The sequence below is a fragment of the Tsukamurella sp. DT100 genome (assembly GCF_049844855.1).
Classification (GTDB): domain Bacteria; phylum Actinomycetota; class Actinomycetes; order Mycobacteriales; family Mycobacteriaceae; genus Tsukamurella.
The window spans coordinates 63,319-82,148 of sequence record NZ_JBNCLV010000008.1; the positions used below are offsets into that span (position 1 = coordinate 63,319).

An 18,830-nucleotide genomic window follows, 5' to 3' on the forward strand; every position below is an offset into this window, starting at 1 on the left:
TCAGCAGCAGCGGGCCTGCACCGTCGCGCCGTCGTGGCGCGCCTTCCAGTACTCGCGCTCCGTCATCACGGGCTCGCCCGGATGCGTCGCGCGACGGTGCTCGACGTACCGCTGGTAGTGGTTGTCGCCCATGACCGAGCCCACGTACCAGCGGACCGCCTTCAGTGCCCGGATGATCGAGTCACTCCCTGGGCGTCCCATTGCTCCTGCACCTTCCTCTCGGCGGCGGTGGGGATGAGGCCGCTCGGCGCGAACAGCTTGCTGGGCACCGGTTCCTCCTCGGTGAGCGGGCGGCCGTTCCCGGAGACCGTGCGGTAGACGGTCCACACGCCCATGATCACGACGACGAGCACCATGAGCGCGAAGACGATCGACAGCGTGCCCTGGATGAAGGTGTTGCGCACCACCGCGTCGATGGCCTCCGGCGTCTTGGCGGAGCCGAACGACGACTTGCCGGCCTCGGCGGCGGCCTTGAAGTTGCTGTGCTGCTTCCAGTAGCCGACCGCCGGGTCGGAGCTGAAGATCTTCTGCCAGGAGGCGGTCATGGTCACGATGAGGTCCCAGACGAGCGGGATCGCGGGTATCCAGACCCACTTGTAGTAGCCCTTCTTGACCACCACCACGACGACCACCGTGAGCGCCATGGCGGCGAGCAGCTGGTTGGCGATGCCGAACAGCGGGAAGAGCGTGTTGATGCCGCCCAGTGGATCGGTCACGCCCATGAGCAGGATGCTGCCCCATGCGGCCACGACGAGCAGCGACGCGACCCACGCGCCGACGCGCCAGCTCGGGTCCTTCAGCCGCTGGAAGGGGCCGCCCAGGTTGCTCAGGGCGTCCGAGACGAGGAACCGGGCGACGCGGGTGCCGGCATCGACCGTGGTGAGGATGAACAGCGCCTCGAACATGATCGCGAAGTGGTACCAGAAGGACTTCATCGACGAGCCGCCGAACACCTGGTGCAGCACCTCTGACATGCCGAAGGCCAGCGTCGGGGCGCCGCCCGTGCGGGAGACGATGGACTCCTCGCCGACGTCCTTCGCCGCTTGCGACAGTTGCTGGCCGGTGACCGGATCGCCGCTCAGGCCCAGCGAATTGACGTAGGTGGCGGCGGTCTCCGCGGTGCCGCCCGTCTTGGCGATCGGCGCGTTCATCGCGAAGTAGAAGTGCTGGTTGATGATCGACGCGGTGATCAGCGCCATGATCGCGACGAAGGACTCGGTGAGCATGCCGCCGTAGCCGATCAGCCGCATCTGCCCCTCCTTCTCCAGCAGCTTCGGCGTGGTGCCGGAGCTCACCAGGGAATGGAAGCCGGAGAGGGCGCCGCACGCGATGGTGATGAACAGGAATGGGAACAGGGAGCCGGCGAAGACCGGACCGTCGCCGCGGGTCGCGAAATCGGAGACGGCGGGCGCCTCCATGAGCGGGCGGGCGATGAGGATGCCGATGGCCAGCAGCACGATGGTGCCGACCTTCATGAAGGTCGAGAGGTAGTCGCGCGGCGCGAGCAGCAGCCACACCGGGAGCACGGAGGCGGCGAAGCCGTAGATGATGATCGCCCAGCTCAGCTGGACCGGGGTGAGCGTGAACAGGTCCTTGCCCCAGCTGCTCTCGCCCACGTAGCGGCCGCCGATCACCGCGGCGAGCAGCAGCACGCAGCCGATGAGCGAGACCTCCGAGACCCGGCCGGGGCGGAGGAAGCGGAGGTAGACGCCCATGAACAGGGCGATGGGGATGGTCGCGGCGATGGAGAAGACGCCCCACGGGCTGTGGCCCAGCGCCTGCACCACGACGAGCGCGAGCACCGCGATGAGGATGGTCATGATCGCCGCGATGCCGATGATCGCGGCCGCGCCGCCGACGGGGCCGAGCTCGTCGCGGATCATCTGGCCGAGGGAGCGGCCGCGTCGGCGGGTCGCGACCCACAGCACGAGGTAGTCCTGGACGCAGCCGGCGACCAGCGCGCCGACGATGATCCAGATGGTGCCCGGGAGGTAGCCCATCTGCGCGGCGAGTACGGGGCCCACGAGCGGCCCGGCGCCGGCGATCGCGGCGAAGTGGTGCCCGAACAGCACGCGCCGGTCGGTGGGCAGGTAGTCGGTGCCGTTCTCCAGCACCTCCGCGGGCGTGGCGTGGTCGTCGCGCGGGCGGACCACCTTGAGTTCGATGAGGCGGGCGTAGAAGCGGTAACCGACGACGTAGGTGCAGATCGCGGCGAGCACGAACCACACGGCGTTCACGGATTCGCCGCGGGCGAGGGCGATCATCGCCCACGCGCCGGCGCCGATGAGTGCGATCACGCCGAAGATCACCTTGTGCTTGGTGGTGATCGGGCTGCGATCGATCACGGCGACGGGTGGCAGGTCCGGGTCCGTCCGGACGTAGGTGATGTCGCCGTCGGTCTCCGTGGTCGACGGAGCGGTGGGAGCTGACACGAGGCCTCCTGGATGTCTACGCCACGGTGGTGGTTCGCAGGGATCATCGTTTCATCCGGGTGGCGCGGGCGTCGCGGAATCGCTCGCGTTGGTGCGGGCGGGCGGTGGGTGGCGTCGGCGCGCGGTCCGACGAGCAATGACACGAGAACATCTGATGTGTTTGCGTCTGCGCTGGCGATTTCGTCGCGTTTCGTGCCGGTGCGTCGACTATTGACATGCAAACATCCGATGTCTAATGTGACTCAGCACACAGGGTGGTCGCTTGTCCACCCTGACCGAAGGACCAAGGACGCCGCCTGTCGGCGCCGGATCGGGCGGTGAGTGCATGAGCGTGGAAGCGACGTCGCAGGGGCCGGGCGCATCGGCCGCACGCGTCCCGCTGATCCGCATGAGCGGCGTGACCAAGCGCTTCCCCGGCGTCGTCGCGCTCGATCACGTCGACCTCGAGGTGTATCCGGGGGAGCGGATCGCGCTCGTCGGCGAGAACGGCGCCGGCAAGTCGACCCTCATGAAGCTGCTCAGCGGGGTCGAATCGCCCGACGAGGGCACCATCGAGATCGACGGTGCGCCGGTGCAGCTGACCTCGCCCGGGCAGGCGCAGTCGCTCGGCGTGAGCATCATCCACCAGGAGCTGGGGCTGGTCCCGGATCTCACTGTGGCGCAGAACATCACCCTGGGGCGGGAACGCACGCGCTTCGGCGTCGTCGACGGCCGCGGCGCCGTCCGCAGCACCGCCGCCCTGCTCGAACGGCTCGGCATGGTCATCGATCCCAACGCGCGTGTCCGGGACCTGACCGTGGGCAAGCAGCAGATGGTCGAGATCGCCCGCGCGCTCTCGGAGAACGCACGGCTGCTGATCCTCGACGAGCCGACTGCCGCCCTCAACGACGCCGAGGTGCAGACCCTGTTCGATCTGATCGGACGCTTCGTCACGGACGAGACCGGCGTCGTCTACATCTCGCACCGCATGGACGAACTGCCCCGCATCTCCGACCGCATCGTCGTGCTGCGGGACGGCACGTACGTGGGCCAGCGCCCCACGGCGAGGACGCCGATGCGCGAGATCATCGAGATGATGGTCGGCCGCGAGGTCGCCGACGAGCAGCGCCCGACGGTGCCGGAGACGCCCGGCGAGGTGGTCCTCAAGGTCGACGGACTGAGCAGTCGGCATCCGCTGCACGACATCTCGTTCGAGCTGCACCGCGGCGAGATCCTCGGTTTCGCCGGGCTCATGGGCGCCGGCCGCACCGAGCTGGCCCGCGCGATCATCGGCGCAGACCCGATCACCGCGGGCCGGATCGAGGTGAACGGCACCGAGCGCACGATCGACTCCCCGGCGACCGCGGCCGCCCTCGGCATCGGCTACCTCTCGGAGGACCGCAAACGATTCGGCGCCGTCGTCGACCAGACGGTGCGCGACAACATCGCGCTGTCGTCCCTCGACGCCCATTCGCGGTTCGGCGTGATCCGCGACGGCGAGCTCAACACCCTCGCCACCGACATGGTGTCCCGGTTGCGGGTCAAGACGCCGTCGATCCGGCAGGCCGTGCGCAACCTGTCGGGCGGCAATCAGCAGAAGGTCATCATCGGCAAGTGGCTGGCCCGCGACTGCGACATCCTCATCGTGGACGAGCCCACCCGCGGCATCGACGTCGGCGCCAAGGACGAGATCTACCGGCTCCTCGAACAACTGGCGGCGTCGGGGAAGGCGATCATGGTGATCTCCAGTGACCTGCCCGAGGTGCTGCGCCTCTCCCACCGCATCGCGGTGATGGGGGAGGGGCGCCTCGCCACCATTCTCGACAGCGACGAAGCAACCCAGGAGACGATCATGGAGAACGCCACCCGCTTCCACGAGACGGCGGTGAAGTGATGACCGCGACCACCGCGCCTCCCACGCCCGACAGCGGCGCCGCCGGCGGCTTCGCGCTGACCTCCTGGATCAGGGGGCAGATGCAGCAGTTCCTGGCCTTCGTCAGCCTGATCGTGATCGTGATCTTCTTCTCGTTCGCGAGCCCGAACTTCCTGACCGCCAGCAACCTCACGGGCATCCTCGTCGCTTCGGTGACGATCGGCCTGCTCGCCCTCGGCACCACCATCGTGATCATCACGGGCGGCATCGATCTGTCGATCGGCACGGCGATGATCCTGTCGGGCATCATGACCGGCGTCTTCCTGGTGCACTGGAACCTTCCGCTCTGGGTGGGCGTGATCGGCGGCGTCCTGTTCGGCGCCTTCGTCGGCCTCGTCAACGGCCTCGTCGTTGCGTACCTCGGGATACCGCCCTTCATCGCCACGCTCGCCATGATGCTGGTGACGATCGGTGCGTCGCTGGTGATCTCGGGCACCGAGCCGATCCGGTTCACCTCGGTCGAGGGGTTCAGCGCCATCGCCAACAAGTCCCTCGTGCCGGGCGCCCGCATCCCCTTCAGCGTGGTGCTGCTCGCGCTCATGGCGGTGATCGCCGGCATCGTGCTCGCGAAGACGAAGCTGGGCCGCTACGCCTACGCGATCGGTAGCAACGAGGAAGCGACCCGGCTCTCCGGCGTGAACGTCAAGAACTGGAAGGTCATCGTCTACACCTTCTCCGGCGTCTTCGTCGGCCTGGCCGGCGTGCTCGCCGCCGCGCGCCTGAACTCCGCCCAGCCCACCGGCGGCCAGGGGCTGGAGCTCGAGGCGATCGCCGCGGTGGTCATCGGCGGCACGTCGCTCGCCGGCGGCCGCGGCACCATCACCGGCACGGTGATCGGCATCCTCATCATGAGCGTGCTCACGAACGGCCTGCGGATCATGTCGATCCCGCAGGAATGGCAGTCCATCGCGGTCGGCGTGGTGATCCTCGTCGCCGTCTACATCGACATCGTCCGCAAACGACCCTGAGTCACCGACGCCCGTCGGTAACCACCTCCCACCCAACCAAGGAGAAACGCGTGTTCACCAAGGCTTCGACGCCCCTGCGGCGCATCTTCCGGGCGACGACCGTCACCGTCGCCGCGGTCGCGATGGTCACCACCGCGACCGCGTGCTCCAGCGGCGGCTCGTCGGGTGGCGACGGGCAGATCGCCATCATCTCCAAGGGCTACCAGCACCAGTTCTGGAAGGCCGTCAACAAGGGCGCCGAGGAGTCCGCGAAGGAACTCGGTAAGACCATCACCTTCGAGGGCCCCGACAACGAGACGCAGGTCGAGAAGCAGGTGCAGCTCCTGCAGACCGCGCTCGACCGCAACCCGTCGGCGATCGCGATCGCCGCGCTCGATTCGGCCGCGGTCGCGCCGATCCTGCAGCAGGCCAAGGACAAGGGCATCCCGGTCGTCGCCTTCGACTCCGGCGTCGACAGCGACATCCCCGTCACCACCGCGTCGACCGACAACAAGGCGGCGGCGGCCGAGGCCGCGAAGCGCATGGTCGACCTGATCGGCGGCAAGGGCGAGATCGGCGTCATCGCACATGATCAGACGTCGAAGACCGGTGTGGATCGGCGGGACGGCTTCACGGAGTGGATCAAGGCCAATGCGCCCGGCGTGCGCATCGTCGACGTGCAGTACGGCGGCGACCCGGCCAAGGCGGCCGACCTCGCGGCCACGATGATGCAGGCGTACCCGAACCTGGCGGGCCTGTACGGCACCAACGAGGGCGCGGCCACCGGCATCGTCCACGCGGCGCAGCGCGCGAACAAGCCGGCGATCAAGATCATCGGCTTCGACTCGGGCGCGGCGCAGATCGACGCGATCCGCTCGGGCCTGATGGCCGGCGCCATCACCCAGAACCCGGTGGGCATCGGCCGCGAGACCGTCGCGGCGGCGGTGAAGGCGATCAAGGGCGAGTCGCTGCCCAAGACCATCGACACCGGCTTCTACTGGTACGACAAGACCAACGTCGACGACCCCAAGATCGCGGGCAGCCTCTACCGCTGACCGACGGGCTTTCCGACGGTGCGGGCCGGACCTGGGTGAGGGCGGCCTGCACCGTCGGGAAGTGCACCTCCCGCACCGTCGGGGGCGCACGCGCGACCACGTAGAATGAGGCCCCGTGAGCCTTACCCTCGGAATCGTCGGACTGCCCAACGTCGGCAAGTCCACCCTGTTCAACGCCCTCACCAACAGTGAGGTGGAGGCGGCGAACTACCCGTTCGCCACCATCGAGCCGAACGTCGGCGTGGTGAACCTGCCGGACCCGCGTCTGAACCGCCTGGCCGAGATCTTCGGCTCGGAGCGCATCCTGCCCGCCACCGTGTCCTTCGTCGATATCGCCGGCATCGTCAAGGGCGCCTCCGAGGGCGAGGGCATGGGCAACCAGTTCCTCTCCAACATCCGCGAGGCCGACGCGATCTGCCAGGTGGTGCGCGTCTTCTCCGACGAGGACGTCGTGCACGTGGCAGGCAAGGTCGACCCGCTCGCCGACATCGAGACCGTCGCGACCGAGCTGATCCTCGCCGACCTGCAGACCATCGAGAAGGCCCTGCCCCGGCTCGAGAAGGACGCGCGCAAGAACAAGGAGCTCGTCGAGACGCTCGAGGCCGTGAAGGCCGCGGAGGCGATCCTGACCGACGGCAAGACCCTGTTCGGCGCCGGCTTCGACACCGCGCCGGTCCGCGAGCTGCACCTGATGACCGCGAAGCCCTTCCTGTACGTCTTCAACGCCGACGAGGGCGTGCTCACCGACGCCGCGCGCCGCGAGGAGCTCGTCGCCGCCGTCGCCCCGGCTGACGCCGTCTTCCTCGACGCCAAGATCGAGTCCGAGCTGCTGGAGCTCGACCCCGAGGACCAGGCCGAGATGCTGGAGTCCATCGGCCAGGACGAGCCGGGCCTCGACTCGCTCGCCCGCGCCGGCTTCCACACCCTGGGCCTGCAGACCTACCTCACCGCCGGCCCCAAGGAGTCGCGCGCCTGGACGATCCGCAAGGGCGACACCGCCCCCAAGGCCGCCGGCGTGATCCACACCGACTTCGAGAAGGGCTTCATCAAGGCCGAGATCGTCTCCTTCGCCGACCTCGACGCCAACGGCACCATGGCCGCCGCGAAAGCCGCCGGCAAGGTCCGCATGGAGGGCAAGGACTACGTCATGTCCGACGGTGACGTGGTCGAGTTCCGCTTCAACGTGTAGGTCGGGACGTCCCGATGCCCCGGCGCCGCGAGCTCGAAGACGTGTGCCGAGGGATCGCCACCAGTTTCGGTAGCCGGAACAACGACATCGCGGGCTGGTGGGGCATCGGCGTTCTCTGTCGTGAAGCGGGCCCGTCGGGAGTCGATCTCGACCTGCGAGCCGATACCCACGCTGATCCGCTCGCACGGAAGTACGGCGAGCAGTTCGTCCGCCAGCTATCCGCTCGCCGCATCCCGGGCGAGTGGGTGGACAGCGTGGCTCTCGCCCTGCGATTCACACCGGATCCGGTCGACGGCCGGTTCTGGCAGTACACGGTGACCGTGCGGATTCGTGACGATCGCGGGCGAACCTGGTCTGCGATTGACGCAGGGCGATGTTGGGCTCACGATCCTTCGCTCGAGCGCAGGTCGGGGAGATATCGCGCCGAGGGGCCGAGTATCTGGAAAGCATTGACGGCCCGCTGGCGCCGAAAGTCGTGATCCGGCTCGGCTCCGTTTGGGACGTTCGCTGGCCGCCCCGTCCCGCCGGGTTGGGCAAGGCGTGCCCGCCTGCCACGCTCACCGATCGCGCGTCACGGGACCGGGGTCGCGGAGGGCGTCGAGCGCGGCCTTCGGGCGCGACAGCGTGACCTCGCGGACCCAGTTCCGCACCGTCAGGTAGACCCCGGCGTCGGAATCCGCCTCGACCCCCACGGCGTCGATGCCCTGCGCTTGGCAGAGCGCGACGGCGCGGCGCAGGTGGAAGTCCTGCGTCACCAGGATCGCCTGGTCGATCCCGAACACGGTCCTGGCGCGGGCGCAGGTGTTGTAGGTCGTCACGCCGAAGCGGTCGTCGGTGATCGTGCCGGCCGCGACGCCGCGCTCCTCCAGGTACTTCCGCATCGCGGCCACCTCGTCGCCCTTCGTCGACGCCGCGTGTCCGGAGACGAGGACGCGCTGCGCGCGGTTCTCACGCAGGACGGTCAGCGCGGTGTCGAGTCGCTCCCGGAGGTACACCGACGGCTCGCCGTCGTGCACGCGGTCGCCCAGCACGACCACCCACGGCCGGGACGCATCCTGCTGGATGCGCGAGCGGCTCTCCCACTGCACCCACGCGCTCGAGGCGACCATCGACAGGACGGCCGCGATCACGGCGTAGCGGATCAGGCGGCGCAGGATGGCGAACACTGGACCGAGCGTACTGATCGCCCGGACGCCGCCGCGGATGTCGGCGCGCCGGTCCGTCGTCAGGGCGAATCGGGACGAAGGCCATCCAGGAGGAGGGTGAGCCCGAACGCGAACTCCTTGTCGTACGAATCGGCGCCCTGGCTGCCGGCCCGGACACGCGCGACCTCGACGAGGTGCGGGTATTCGGATTCGGAAACCGTCGAAGCGAGCTCTGTGGCCGCGTCGGCGATCGTGCGATCCGCACCGAGCGGAAGGCTCTTCTCGGTGAGTGCGCTGCCGTAGACGTAGCTGTCGAGCACTGCGACGGCTCGAACCGCCGTGTCGGCGGAGAAGCCGGCGGCGAGCAGGAGTCCGAGGACGAAGTCGTGGCGGCGCAGCGTCGCGGGCCCTGGAGTGGTCCGCGAATCGAGCATGCCGATCGCCCAGGGGTGCCGCTGCAATGCGGTCCGGGTCTGCTCGGCGATCTCGCGCAGTGCGGGGCGCCACGTCGTGGATTCGGCGGGAAGCGAGATCTCGGCGAAGACCGCGTCGATCATGCAGTCGAGGAGGTCCTCCCGGTTCTTCACGTGGTTGTACAGCGACATCGCCTCGACATCGAGGGCGCCGGCCACCGCACGCATAGTGGCGGCGGCGAGACCTGTCGCGTCCGCCAGCGCGACGGCGGCGCCGACGACACGCGCCCGGGTCAGCGGTGGCCGGTTCTTTCGCACGAAGGTCCTCTCGGGTCTTGCGGAAACTTACCATGTAAGTCTAGCGTACTTACATCGTAAGTTTCATAGCTCGAGAAGGAGACGTCATGACGGAGCATGGGATTCGGCGGGTCTGCGTCGTGGGCGCGTCGGGGAAGCTCGGCCGCTACCTGGTCGACGAGGCGCTGCGTCGCGACCACCAGGTGGTCGGGGTCTGCCGGGAGCGCAGCCTCGGCAAACTCGCCGATCGCGCGGACCGGATCACGGTGATACCCGGCGACACCGACGACACGGACGTGATCCGTCGCGCCGTCGCCGGATGCGACGGCGTGCTCACGGTCCTCGTGCCGTGGGGAGTGCGCGGCTACTCCTCGGGAACGGCGCAGGCCGTTCTCAACGCCGCGGAACCCGATGCCCGGCTGATCTTCTCGTGCGGCTGGCACGTGCCGTACGACGATGCGGACCGGTATTCGAAGCGAACGGTACTGATGCAGTCGGCGGTGACGAGGATGATGCGGGCTCTGCGGATCATGGACATCGACGACCAGGTCGAGGCGGCACGACGGATCTATGCGAGTGACGCGGCGTGGACCCTCGTGCGGGCGAGCACACTCGAGGAGGGACCGGGCCAGGGCCTCCCGATCGCGGGGGAGCACGTGGGCGACCCGATCCTCGCGAGTGACCGCATGCGTCGCGCCGACTACGCGCTGTACATGGTCGAGGCGCTGACCGACGACTCTCTGATCCGGTCGGCGCCGGCCATCGTAGGCTGCGAGCCCCCGAGTGCGCTGGCGGGTCGGCGATGAGTAGCGGCGACCACGCGCTCCTCGTCGGTCCCGCGACCGGCGACGACGACATCGCTTCCATCGCGCAGGTGTGCGCGACCGCCTTCGCGGACGACGCGTTCACCTGCTGGATGCATCCCGACGAGTCCGCCCGCGAGATTGTCCTTGAGCAGATGTTCGCCGCCGCGATCGCCGAGGCCATGTCGACGGGCGGCGTCACCACGGCGGTCGTACCGAGCGCGGGCGCCGTGGGCGTCTCGATCTGGCTGGATCCGCGGTCCGGCCCGGAAGATGCAATCGCCGGCGACGATCCGCTCGCGCGCCGGATGCGGGCGGTGCAGGCGGCGACGGACAGTGTGCGGCCCGCCGAGCCGCACATCCATCTCGCGTCGATGGCGGTCCTGCCGGCGCGGCGCGGAGAGGGTAACGGCGCGAAGATGCTCGCGGAGGGCTTGCGCCGCGCCGCCGCCCGCGGGTTGCCGTGCTACCTGGAGGCGTCCTCGGAGGACAATCGCCGCCTGTACGGGCGGAACGGATTCGTCGATCTCGGCGCTCCGATCATCGCCGCCCCGGACGCCCCGCCGCTGTGGCCGATGTGGTGCGATCCGCGATGAGCCGGCGGGTGCGGCGTCAGTGCGGGGTGAGGATGAAGACCCTCGCACCGCCGTCGAACGCCCGGCGCAGGTCGTCGGGGGCGGGGGAGCCGTCGGCGGTGAAGCTGATGTTGTTGAACGAGGCGAAGTTCTTGTTGTCGGCCGCGATCACGCCGTACAGCTCGACCACGCCCGCCTCGTCCGAGACCACCCGCACGTCGGCGGTCCTCCGGCGGCCCGCGAGCTGGATGTCGATCGGGTCGTCCGTGCGCAGGTTCTTGCCCCACGCGAACGGGGAGCCGACCAGGAGATTTCCGTCGTGCTTCGTGTACGCGACGGGCACCTCGAAGACCTTGCCCGACTTCCGGCCCACTACGTACAGCGTGAGCAGCCGCTCGCCGATGAACTTGGACACTCCGGGAGCCTTGAGCAACGTGCGCATCACGGCGTTCATGACGCCCTGGAGCGGCATGGTGCTGGCGGTTCCGGCGCTTCTGCTCATGTATCGACGGTAGCCCCGTCCGCCGGGGTCGGCCAGGGCGCCGACGCTCGTGAAAACAGCGGAATCCGGGCACACGAGGCCAAATCTGGCCTCGTGCGCCGGCAGAACGCCGGATTCACGAATCGGGTCGGCGGGTGATGTCGAAAGACCTGTCAGTGGTTCGTCGTATTCATGAGGGCGATCGACAGGTCGCCGCGGAAAACGACTATGAGGAAGCCACCATGGCCACGCACACTGAACAGATGGACCATCCCCCCACCGACCTCACGAAGCCCGCCGACGCATCGACGACCGAGCGGACCGAGCAGGCGGGGCGTACGCCGCTGGTGATCAAGCTGCTGGTCGCGGCCACCTTCGTCGTGATCCTCAACGAGACGATCATGATCAACGCCATCCCGCGTCTCATGACCGACTTCCACGTCGACGCCCGCGCTGCCCAGTGGCTCTCCACCGTCTTCATGCTCACCATGGCCGCGGTGATCCCGGTGACGGGCTGGTTCCTGCAGCGCGTCAGCACTCGCACCGCCTACGCGGTGGCCATGGCGACGTTCAGCGCCGGCACCGCCCTCGCCGCGATCGCCCCGACCTTCGAGGTGCTGCTCGCGGCACGCGTCGTCCAGGCGGGCGGCACCGCGGTGATGATGCCGCTGCTCATGACGACGCTGATGACCGTCGTCCCGGAGAGCGACCGCGGCCGCGTGATGGGCCAGGTCACCCTGGCCATGTCGTGCGCGCCCGCCCTCGGACCGGCGGTGTCGGGAGTGATCCTGCACCTCGGTTCGTGGCGGCTGATCTTCGTCTTCGTGCTGCCGATCGCTGTTCTCGTCGGCGTCGCCGGGATGCGGCAGCTGCAGAACGTCGGGGAGACCGAGAGCACGCCGATCAGCTGGCTCAGCGTCGTTCTCGCGGCGGGCGGCTTCGGCAGCCTGGTGTACGGGCTCAGTGAGATCGGCACGGGTGATGTCACCGGCCCGGTCCTCATCGTCGTCGCCGGCGTCCTGCTCATCGCCGCCTTCGCGGCGTACCAGGTGCGCCTGCAGCAGCGTGAGATGCCGCTGCTGGATCTGCGCACCCTCCGGCATCGGACCTTCGCGATCTCCCTGCTGCTGATGACGGCCGGCTTCATGGCCTTCCTCGGCTCCATGATCCTGCTGCCGCTGTACCTGCAGGAACTGCGCGGCCTGTCCGAGCTGCAGACCGGCCTGTTGGTGATGCCCGGCGGCCTGGCGATGGGCCTGCTCGGCCCGCAGGTCGGCAAGCTCTACGACCGCGTCGGCGCCCGCCCCCTGGTGATCCCCGGCGCCATCGGGATCGTGGTCGCCCTCGCGGCGCTCAGCCGCATCGGCGCGACCACGCCGTACCCGCTCCTCGTCGCGATCCACGTCGCGCTCATGGTGAGCCTGGCCGCCGTCTTCACCCCGATCTTCACCGTCGGCCTCGGCGACCTGCCCGAGCACCTATACTCGCACGGCTCGTCGCTGCTCGGCACCCTCCAGCAGGTCGCCGGCGCGATCGGCACCGCGGCGCTCATCGTCGTCATGTCGAACCGCTCCAGCCGGCTCGCCGAGACGGGCGCCTCCCAGCCGGAGGCCTTCGTCGGCGGATTGCAGTGGGCCTTCGCCGCCGCCGCGCTCATGGGTGTCGTGGTCGTCGTGGCCGCCCTGCTCCTGCCCTCCAAGGTCGACGGTGCCGCCCCGTCCGGCCCGGCGCATCACTGAGTCCGGGACCGTCATGGATCTCTTCGCACGGCTCGCCGTGACCGACCTACCGCGAGCGATCGCGTGGGGCGAGCAGCTCTTCGGCGACGTGGAGTCGTTCGCGCCCAACGACGTCGAGCACGTGTGGACGCTGGGGGAGCACGCGTACGTCTACGTCGAGCTGCTCCCCGAGCACGCGGGCCATTCCGCGGTCACGCTGTTCCTCAGCGACTTCGAGACCTTTCTCGCCGCAGCGGCCGGACGCGGACTGCTGCCGGACTCGGAGCAGTCCTACGACAACGGTGTGCGCAAGGCGGTCTTCATCGATCCCGACGGCAACGAGGTCGGGATCGGCGGCGGGCCCGCATAGCCCGACGAATTCGGGGACGATGGAACGCATGGCACTGCACGTACGAACCACGCTGGAGCCGGTCGGGCCGGCCACTGCCATCGAACTCACCGATGCGCAGGTCGAGGAACTCGGCGGAGGCAAGCGCGCGGCGGTGCGCGTCACGATCGGCGATCGCACCGCGCGGCTGCGGCTCGCGGGCATGGGTGGGTGCAACCTGATCGGCCTGTCCAAGGCCGCACGCAAGGACCTCGAGGTCGAGATCGGCGACACCGTCGACGCCCTGGTCGAGCTCGACGAGGCCGAGCGGACCGTCGACCTCCCGGACGATCTCGCCGCCGCGCTGCAGACGGCGGGCCGCCGCGAGGCCTTCGACGCCCTCAGCTACACCCGCCGCAAGGAGGCGGCGCGCGGCGTGGCCGAGGCGAAGCGGGCCGAGACCCGCGAGCGGCGCATCGCCGCCGTCGTCGCGTCCCTCTAGGATCGCGGGAAAGCCGCCGAGACCCTAGGAGAGACCACGATGACCCAGTTCCGGGCCCTGATCGCCGAATCCGCCGACGACGCGGTGACCACCCGCGTGGAGACCCGCGAACCGGCGGCGCTGGAGCCCGGGCAGCTGCGGATCGCCGTCGAGTTCTCGGGCGTGAACTTCAAGGACGCCCTGGCTCTGACACCGGGCGGCGGCGTGGTGCGCCAGTACCCGATCGTCCCCGGCATCGACATCGCCGGCACCGTCCTGGAGTCCACCTCGGACGAGTTCGCCGCTGGCGACCGCGTCATCGCCCACGGCTACGAGATCGGCACCGCCCGCGACGGCGGCTACGCCGAACAGGCCGTCGTCCCCGCCGAATGGGCCGTCAAGCTGGCTGCCCTGAGCACCCGCGAGGCCGCCGCCATCGGCACCGCCGGCTTCACCGCGGCCATGAGCGTCGCCGCCATCCTCGACGCCGGCATCACCCCCGATGCCGGGCCCGTCGTGGTCACCGGCGCGACCGGCGGCGTGGGCTCCACCAGCATTGACCTGCTCGCCGGCCTCGGCTACGAGGTCGTGGCGTCGTCGGGCAAACCCGCCGCCGCGGATCGCCTGCGCGAGCTCGGCGCCGCCGAGGTCATCGGCCGGCTCCCGCTCGACCCCGACGCCAAGCCCCGGCCGCTGGGCAGGAGCCGCTGGGCCGCCGCGGTCGACTGCGTCGGCGGGGCCGCGCTCGCCGACGTGATCAGCACCCTCAACTACGGCGGCGTCGTCGCCGCCAGCGGCCTCACCGGCGGCGCCGGCCTCAAGACCACGGTCATGCCCTTCATCCTCCGCGGCGTCACCCTCGCCGGCATCGATTCGGTGCTCATGCCGATCGAACCCCGCCGTGCCCTGTGGCAGCGGATCGAGACCGACCTGCGCCCGCGGCATCTCGACCTCGTCGCCAACGACATCGGGATCGACGGTGTCGACACCGTTGTCGAGGCCCTCCGCGCGGGCGGGTACACCGGCCGTGCCGTTGTGGATCTCGGCCGCGGCTGGTAACCGCCGGATGCGTCGCGGTGAAATGTGCGGTCGTTCGTCCTCACGATCACTTGGATCGATGACCGCATGTTCGGCGAGCGCGACCTGAAAAGAGGTCGAGATCTGGCCGCTGCCGCCGCTACCGTTTCCGCATGACCGTCAGACAGATTCAGGTGACCTTCGACTGTGCGGACCCGAAGCGCGTCGCGCTGTTCTGGTGCGAGGTGCTCGGGTACATCGTGCCGCCGCCCCCGCCGGGTTTCGAGGACTGGGACGCCTTCGAGGCGTCGCTGCCGGCGGAGGTGCACGGCTCGGCGTTCGCGTGCGTCGACCCCAACGGCGTCGGCCCGCGCCTGTTCTTCCAGCGCGTGCCCGAGGGCAAGACGGTCAAGAACCGCGTGCACCTCGACGTCCGCGTCGGCACCGGCATGGTGGGCGCCGAACGGCTCGCGGCCCTCGAGGCGGAGTGCGCGCGACTCGAGAAGCTCGGTGCGACCCGCCTCTACCTGCAGGAGGCCGACGGCGCGAACGAGTCCTGCCTCACCATGGCCGACGTCGAGGGCAACGAGTTCTGCCTCGATTGACGGTTCGCCCTGGATGAACGGGGTGGCCGTGGTCCCCTCCGGTGTGGACACTGGAGTCAAGTGGGTCCCTACGGCTCGAGGAGTCAAGTCATGGCAGGTAACGACAACCCGTTCGGGTTCGGTCCGGGCGAGTTCGACGACCTCGCGCGCGAGGCCCGGGACATGATCGGCCGGATCGTCGGCGGCACCGCGGGCCGGGAGGCCTTCTCCGGGCTGTTCGACGATGCCGTCCGCCGCCCGAAGCGCCAGCCGGAGACGGCGGGCGAGACCGGCGACGGGGTGTGGGCGATCATCGCCACCGCCGAGGACGGGGGAGCCCGCGTCGAGCAGGTCTACGCCACCGAGATCGACGCGCTGCGCTCCAACCAGCACAACACCGATGTCACCCGGAAGGTCCGCTTCCTGCCGTACGGGATCGCGGTCACTGCTCTGGACGACTGACGGCCTCGGGGGCCGCCTCGGCCTCGCCGTCGGCGGCGGGCTCAGGCCCGCGCGTCGGATCGGGCGTCGGCTCGGGGCGCAGCCACAGCCACGTGCCCACGATCGCCATGATCGCGGTGCCGATGCCGGCGATCCACCAGTGCGGCGTCACGAGGAACAGGATCACGGCGCACACGGCCATGCTGCCGACGGCCATGTACTTGGCCTTGCGGCTGACGGCGCCGGTGGCCTGCCAGTCCCGGATCATCGGGCCGAAGACCCGGTGCTCGAGGAGCTTGCGGTGCAGGGTGTCGGAACCGCGCGCCGCGCAGTACGCCGCGATCAGGATGAACACGGTGGTCGGCATGAGCGGGACGACGACGCCGACGATGCCCAGGCCGAGCGCGATGTAGGCGCAGAGCCACCACATCCACTTCAGTCGAGATCGCCCTGCCATGCCACCAGTGTAGGGAAGGGCCGCGGGGTCAGGCGTCGCCGTGCTCGACGAGCCAGTCCAGCAGCGCGGATGTCTCGCGCCAGTGCTTGCGGATCTGCGGCACCAGCTTCGGCGTGTGGATGATCTCCTCGAAGCCGTAGTCGCGCATCACGGTGAGGGACTTGTGCCGCAACAGGTCGATCCGCGGGTGGTCGGGATCCCATCCGCGCGGTGAGGTCTTGAGCGTCTCGCCGCCGATCTCCCAGCCCTTGCGGCGCAGCTTCGCGATGACCTGCTCCAGCGCGGGACCGTACAGCTCGTTGTCGATCGCCTTCCGGAATGCGGCCAGCCGGGTGGGGCTCGCCTCGTAGAAGCCGGCGCCGACCCGCACCCCGGGCGCGCCGATCTGCAGGTAGTAGCCGGTCGCGGGGCCGACGCCGACGAAGGCGCCCTGGTGCGTCTTGTACGGTGTCTTGTCCTTGGAGAAGCGGACGTCGCGGTAGGGGCGGAAGATCTTCGCGGTGCCGAACTCGTCGGCCAGCTCCTCGGTCAGCGCGGACATGGGGGCGGCGACGGCGGTCTTGTAGACCTCCTTGTGCGCCTCCCAGAAGACCTTCGAGTTGTCGGCCTCGAGGTCGTCGTAGAAGTCCAGCGCAGCCTCGGGGAATCCGGTGAAGCTCATGCGCCGAGGTTACCGCCGGACCGGATATTCGATGGCGCCGGACGGCTTCCCCGCCTACCGTTCGTCCGATGCCCATCGACTTGACCGGGGAGAACCGGGACGTGACGCGCGCCGTGGAAGTGATCCGCGCGCTGCTCGGTGATGCCCACGTGACGCCGCGTACCGCGACGTCCTTCGCGGAGGACGCGCTCGGCGTTCTCGAGGCGCAGCACACGGTCATCAAGATCGCGACCACGCCCGCGACGGCCGTCGCGGTGGGCCTCGCCGTGTCGCGGCTCGTCGCCGAGCACGACGCCGAGTCGGGACCGGCCTGCCACACGGACCCGCCGTCCTGGCTCTCGATCGACCTGGGGGACGGCGCCGACCGCATCCCCGGAGATGCGGCGTTCGCCTTCCGTGCGGGCACCCTTGCCGATGCGCCGGTCGTGCTGCGTTGCGAGACCGAGTACCGCGAGACGCTGAGCGTCGGCGTCGTCACCCGGTCGTGCGACGTCGCTGTCGGCGAGGCGGTCCGTGACCGGATCCGCGCCGCGGCAGAGGAACTCAACCCGCTCAAGGGGCGGGCGATCGCAGTCTCCTTCCACGGCGGCATGACCTTCCGCGCATTCGAGCTCACCGGTGACCGCGCCGACGTCGTCGTCCCCGACCGGGTCTGGGCCGAGATCGACCTTTCCGTCCGCGCGGTCACCACCCACGCGGAACAGCTGCGACGCCTCGGCTTCCGCGCCGCGCGCGGTGTGCTGCTCTGCGGGCCGCCCGGCGTGGGGAAGACGGCGGTCTCCCGCGCGGTCGCCGCCGAGTTGGTCGGCGACTTCACCGTGATCGTCGTCGGCGCGGCCGCGATCGGCGCGGGGCTCGCGTCGGTCTACGCGGCGGCCGTCGAGCTCGGACGGTGCGTCGTGATCCTCGACGACGTGGACCTCGCGGTCCGTCGCCGCGGTGACGGCGACGACACCGCGCTCGCGTCGCTGCTCGACGCGCTCGACGGCGTCGATCAGTCCGCCGAGGTGCTCACCATCGCGACGACCAACGACCCGCGCTCACTCGACGGAGCCGCCACCCGCGCGACCCGCTTCGACAGCGTCGTCGAGGTGGGCTACCCGAATCGCGAGGCGCTGATCGGCATCCTGCGACGGCGCACAGTCGGCCTCGGCCTCACCGACGGCGACGTGGCCTCGATCGCCGACGCTCTGCCGCCTGAGACCAGCGGCGCCGACGTGGGCGCTCTCGTTCGGCGCGTCGTCCTGGCCAATGCGGGCACCGACCTCGAGGCATTCCTCACGGAGGTGCGGCGCCGTGGCTGGCTGGCGGCCGTCCCGGTCGGGCAGTACCTGTGAGCGCCGCCGACGGGGGCGCTCCGGCGGACGGGGGACTAGCGTGGTCGCCATGAAACCCGGTGACACCGCGCCCGACTTCGAACTGCCCGATCAGGACGGCACCCCGCGGAAGCTGAGCGACCTGCTCGCCGCCGGCCCCGTCGCCCTGTTCTTCTACCCGGCGGCGTTCACGCCGGGCTGCACCAAGGAGGCGTGCCACTTCCGCGACCTGGCCGCCGAGTTCGCGGAGGCGGGCGTGCAGCGCGTCGGCATCAGCCGCGACGCGGTCGCCAAGCAGCAGGACTGGACGGCGAAGCACGGCCTGGATTACCCGCTGCTCTCCGACGTCGACGGCGCCGTGGCCACGGCGTTCGGCGTGAAGCGCGACGGACTGCTCAAGCTGGCCGGCATGCCCACCAAGCGCACCACCTTCGCGATCCGGCCCGACGGCACCGTCGCCGACGTCATCGCCTCCGAGGTGAACATGCAGGTCCACGCCGACCGCGCCCTCGCCGCTCTCCGGGCCTGAGGCGCCGCCGGAACCCCGCGCAGATTTGCTTTCAACCCCGCGAATATTC

Annotated in this window: 22 protein-coding genes; 15 read left to right on the forward strand and 7 right to left on the reverse strand. The window is 69.7% G+C overall.

All coding sequences use genetic code 11. From position 1 onward, the window contains the following. Nucleotides 1-201, reverse strand: coding sequence for a YbdD/YjiX family protein (locus ACLQ3K_RS18970; RefSeq protein ID WP_224645882.1), 201 nt, complete (start codon nucleotides 199-201; stop codon nucleotides 1-3). Further along, nucleotides 162-2,432 (reverse strand): carbon starvation CstA family protein, encoded by a 2,271-nt coding sequence (locus ACLQ3K_RS18975; protein WP_426001099.1) that lies wholly within the window; start codon nucleotides 2,430-2,432, stop codon nucleotides 162-164. Before ACLQ3K_RS18975 ends, ACLQ3K_RS18970 begins: the two co-directional genes overlap by 40 nt. Nucleotides 2,433-2,757: 325 nt before the next feature. Between ACLQ3K_RS18975 and ACLQ3K_RS18980 the strand changes: the two genes are divergently transcribed. The 5 genes from ACLQ3K_RS18980 to ACLQ3K_RS19000 all read left to right on the forward strand — a co-directional run bounded on the left by ACLQ3K_RS18980 (nucleotide 2,758) and on the right by ACLQ3K_RS19000 (nucleotide 8,014). Further along, complete coding sequence (locus tag ACLQ3K_RS18980; protein WP_426001100.1) at nucleotides 2,758-4,305, forward strand: sugar ABC transporter ATP-binding protein; 1,548 nt, start codon at nucleotides 2,758-2,760, stop codon at nucleotides 4,303-4,305. Further along, a complete protein-coding gene (locus tag ACLQ3K_RS18985; RefSeq protein WP_224645885.1) occupies nucleotides 4,305-5,312 on the forward strand; it encodes an ABC transporter permease in 1,008 nt (335 codons plus the stop codon). The genes ACLQ3K_RS18980 and ACLQ3K_RS18985 overlap by 1 nt, the downstream gene beginning before the upstream one ends. 50 nt (nucleotides 5,313-5,362) lie before the next feature. Next, nucleotides 5,363-6,346 (forward strand): ABC transporter substrate-binding protein, encoded by a 984-nt coding sequence (locus ACLQ3K_RS18990; protein WP_426001101.1) that lies wholly within the window; start codon nucleotides 5,363-5,365, stop codon nucleotides 6,344-6,346. A 115-nt stretch (nucleotides 6,347-6,461) separates the two neighbouring features. Continuing rightward, nucleotides 6,462-7,535, forward strand: a complete 1,074-nt coding sequence (gene ychF, locus ACLQ3K_RS18995) for a redox-regulated ATPase YchF (protein WP_224645887.1) — start codon at nucleotides 6,462-6,464, stop codon at nucleotides 7,533-7,535. A gap of 14 nt (nucleotides 7,536-7,549) precedes the next feature. Further along, nucleotides 7,550-8,014 carry a hypothetical protein gene (locus tag ACLQ3K_RS19000; protein WP_426001102.1) on the forward strand — a complete coding sequence of 155 codons (465 nt, stop codon included), beginning with the start codon at nucleotides 7,550-7,552 and terminating at the stop codon, nucleotides 8,012-8,014. 78 nt (nucleotides 8,015-8,092) lie between these two features. Here ACLQ3K_RS19000 and ACLQ3K_RS19005 read toward each other — a convergent pair whose 3' ends face one another. Next, a complete protein-coding gene (locus ACLQ3K_RS19005; protein WP_426001103.1) occupies nucleotides 8,093-8,701 on the reverse strand; it encodes a SanA/YdcF family protein in 609 nt (202 codons plus the stop codon). Between the two features lie 59 nt (nucleotides 8,702-8,760). Then, entirely contained in the window at nucleotides 8,761-9,411 is a 651-nt protein-coding gene (locus ACLQ3K_RS19010; RefSeq protein WP_426001104.1) for a TetR/AcrR family transcriptional regulator C-terminal domain-containing protein, read from the reverse strand. 86 nt (nucleotides 9,412-9,497) lie between these two features. Here ACLQ3K_RS19010 and ACLQ3K_RS19015 point away from each other — a divergent pair, with 86 nt between their 5' ends. Together ACLQ3K_RS19015 and ACLQ3K_RS19020 are read left to right on the forward strand one after the other, a co-directional pair. Continuing rightward, nucleotides 9,498-10,196: an NAD(P)-dependent oxidoreductase gene (locus ACLQ3K_RS19015; RefSeq protein WP_426001105.1), complete on the forward strand. Its 699-nt coding sequence runs from the start codon at nucleotides 9,498-9,500 to the stop codon at nucleotides 10,194-10,196. Further along, nucleotides 10,193-10,789: a GNAT family N-acetyltransferase gene (locus tag ACLQ3K_RS19020; protein ID WP_426001106.1), complete on the forward strand. Its 597-nt coding sequence runs from the start codon at nucleotides 10,193-10,195 to the stop codon at nucleotides 10,787-10,789. Before ACLQ3K_RS19015 ends, ACLQ3K_RS19020 begins: the two co-directional genes overlap by 4 nt. 16 nt (nucleotides 10,790-10,805) lie before the next feature. Here ACLQ3K_RS19020 and ACLQ3K_RS19025 read toward each other — a convergent pair whose 3' ends face one another. Continuing rightward, on the reverse strand, nucleotides 10,806-11,270 hold the full coding sequence (locus ACLQ3K_RS19025; RefSeq protein ID WP_426001107.1) for a nitroreductase/quinone reductase family protein: 465 nt from the start codon (nucleotides 11,268-11,270) through the stop codon (nucleotides 10,806-10,808). A gap of 221 nt (nucleotides 11,271-11,491) precedes the next feature. On the opposite strand from ACLQ3K_RS19025, the gene ACLQ3K_RS19030 reads away from it, so the two are divergent. The 6 genes from ACLQ3K_RS19030 to ACLQ3K_RS19055 all read left to right on the forward strand — a co-directional run bounded on the left by ACLQ3K_RS19030 (nucleotide 11,492) and on the right by ACLQ3K_RS19055 (nucleotide 15,839). Then, on the forward strand, nucleotides 11,492-12,988 hold the full coding sequence (locus tag ACLQ3K_RS19030) for an MDR family MFS transporter (protein ID WP_426001108.1): 1,497 nt from the start codon (nucleotides 11,492-11,494) through the stop codon (nucleotides 12,986-12,988). A 13-nt stretch (nucleotides 12,989-13,001) separates the two neighbouring features. Then, nucleotides 13,002-13,337, forward strand: a complete 336-nt coding sequence (locus ACLQ3K_RS19035) for a VOC family protein (RefSeq protein ID WP_426001109.1) — start codon at nucleotides 13,002-13,004, stop codon at nucleotides 13,335-13,337. A 28-nt stretch (nucleotides 13,338-13,365) separates the two neighbouring features. Beyond that, nucleotides 13,366-13,797: a YdeI/OmpD-associated family protein gene (locus ACLQ3K_RS19040; protein ID WP_426001110.1), complete on the forward strand. Its 432-nt coding sequence runs from the start codon at nucleotides 13,366-13,368 to the stop codon at nucleotides 13,795-13,797. Nucleotides 13,798-13,836: 39 nt separating this feature from the next. After that, entirely contained in the window at nucleotides 13,837-14,835 is a 999-nt protein-coding gene (locus ACLQ3K_RS19045) for an acryloyl-CoA reductase (RefSeq protein WP_426001111.1), read from the forward strand. A gap of 131 nt (nucleotides 14,836-14,966) precedes the next feature. After that, on the forward strand, nucleotides 14,967-15,398 hold the full coding sequence (locus ACLQ3K_RS19050) for a VOC family protein (protein ID WP_224645898.1): 432 nt from the start codon (nucleotides 14,967-14,969) through the stop codon (nucleotides 15,396-15,398). A gap of 90 nt (nucleotides 15,399-15,488) precedes the next feature. Further along, nucleotides 15,489-15,839: a hypothetical protein gene (locus tag ACLQ3K_RS19055; RefSeq protein ID WP_336671993.1), complete on the forward strand. Its 351-nt coding sequence runs from the start codon at nucleotides 15,489-15,491 to the stop codon at nucleotides 15,837-15,839. Here ACLQ3K_RS19055 and ACLQ3K_RS19060 read toward each other — a convergent pair. Both ACLQ3K_RS19060 and ACLQ3K_RS19065 read right to left on the reverse strand, forming a co-directional pair. After that, a complete protein-coding gene (locus tag ACLQ3K_RS19060) occupies nucleotides 15,820-16,275 on the reverse strand; it encodes a YbaN family protein (RefSeq protein ID WP_426001112.1) in 456 nt (151 codons plus the stop codon). The genes ACLQ3K_RS19055 and ACLQ3K_RS19060 overlap by 20 nt on opposite strands. Nucleotides 16,276-16,303: 28 nt before the next feature. Beyond that, on the reverse strand, nucleotides 16,304-16,936 hold the full coding sequence (locus ACLQ3K_RS19065; RefSeq protein WP_426001113.1) for a DUF2461 domain-containing protein: 633 nt from the start codon (nucleotides 16,934-16,936) through the stop codon (nucleotides 16,304-16,306). Between the two features lie 68 nt (nucleotides 16,937-17,004). On the opposite strand from ACLQ3K_RS19065, the gene ACLQ3K_RS19070 reads away from it, so the two are divergent. Both ACLQ3K_RS19070 and ACLQ3K_RS19075 read left to right on the forward strand, forming a co-directional pair. After that, nucleotides 17,005-18,273 carry an AAA family ATPase gene (locus ACLQ3K_RS19070; RefSeq protein WP_426001114.1) on the forward strand — a complete coding sequence of 423 codons (1,269 nt, stop codon included), beginning with the start codon at nucleotides 17,005-17,007 and terminating at the stop codon, nucleotides 18,271-18,273. Nucleotides 18,274-18,322: 49 nt separating this feature from the next. Then, nucleotides 18,323-18,781, forward strand: a complete 459-nt coding sequence (locus ACLQ3K_RS19075; RefSeq protein ID WP_224645903.1) for a peroxiredoxin — start codon at nucleotides 18,323-18,325, stop codon at nucleotides 18,779-18,781. Nucleotides 18,782-18,830: the final 49 nt, after the last annotated feature.

Bases quoted from the DNA above. Each gene is read 5' to 3' on its own strand.
- ACLQ3K_RS19030 (WP_426001108.1), top strand. From the start codon at position 11,492: ATGGCCACGCACACTGAACAGATGGACCATCCCCCCACCGACCTCACG.
- ACLQ3K_RS19055 (WP_336671993.1), top strand. From the start codon at position 15,489: ATGGCAGGTAACGACAACCCGTTCGGGTTCGGTCCGGGCGAGTTCGAC.
- ACLQ3K_RS19075 (WP_224645903.1), top strand. From the start codon at position 18,323: ATGAAACCCGGTGACACCGCGCCCGACTTCGAACTGCCCGATCAGGAC.
- ACLQ3K_RS19070 (WP_426001114.1), top strand. From the start codon at position 17,005: ATGCCCATCGACTTGACCGGGGAGAACCGGGACGTGACGCGCGCCGTG.
- ACLQ3K_RS18970 (WP_224645882.1), bottom strand. From the start codon at position 201: ATGGGACGCCCAGGGAGTGACTCGATCATCCGGGCACTGAAGGCGGTC.
- ACLQ3K_RS19065 (WP_426001113.1), bottom strand. From the start codon at position 16,936: ATGAGCTTCACCGGATTCCCCGAGGCTGCGCTGGACTTCTACGACGAC.
- ACLQ3K_RS19040 (WP_426001110.1), top strand. From the start codon at position 13,366: ATGGCACTGCACGTACGAACCACGCTGGAGCCGGTCGGGCCGGCCACT.
- ACLQ3K_RS19020 (WP_426001106.1), top strand. From the start codon at position 10,193: ATGAGTAGCGGCGACCACGCGCTCCTCGTCGGTCCCGCGACCGGCGAC.
- ACLQ3K_RS18980 (WP_426001100.1), top strand. From the start codon at position 2,758: ATGAGCGTGGAAGCGACGTCGCAGGGGCCGGGCGCATCGGCCGCACGC.
- ACLQ3K_RS19000 (WP_426001102.1), top strand. From the start codon at position 7,550: ATGCCCCGGCGCCGCGAGCTCGAAGACGTGTGCCGAGGGATCGCCACC.
- ACLQ3K_RS19035 (WP_426001109.1), top strand. From the start codon at position 13,002: ATGGATCTCTTCGCACGGCTCGCCGTGACCGACCTACCGCGAGCGATC.
- ACLQ3K_RS19050 (WP_224645898.1), top strand. From the start codon at position 14,967: ATGACCGTCAGACAGATTCAGGTGACCTTCGACTGTGCGGACCCGAAG.
- ACLQ3K_RS19060 (WP_426001112.1), bottom strand. From the start codon at position 16,275: ATGGCAGGGCGATCTCGACTGAAGTGGATGTGGTGGCTCTGCGCCTAC.
- ACLQ3K_RS18985 (WP_224645885.1), top strand. From the start codon at position 4,305: ATGACCGCGACCACCGCGCCTCCCACGCCCGACAGCGGCGCCGCCGGC.
- ACLQ3K_RS19045 (WP_426001111.1), top strand. From the start codon at position 13,837: ATGACCCAGTTCCGGGCCCTGATCGCCGAATCCGCCGACGACGCGGTG.
- ACLQ3K_RS19025 (WP_426001107.1), bottom strand. From the start codon at position 11,270: ATGAGCAGAAGCGCCGGAACCGCCAGCACCATGCCGCTCCAGGGCGTC.
- ACLQ3K_RS19015 (WP_426001105.1), top strand. From the start codon at position 9,498: ATGACGGAGCATGGGATTCGGCGGGTCTGCGTCGTGGGCGCGTCGGGG.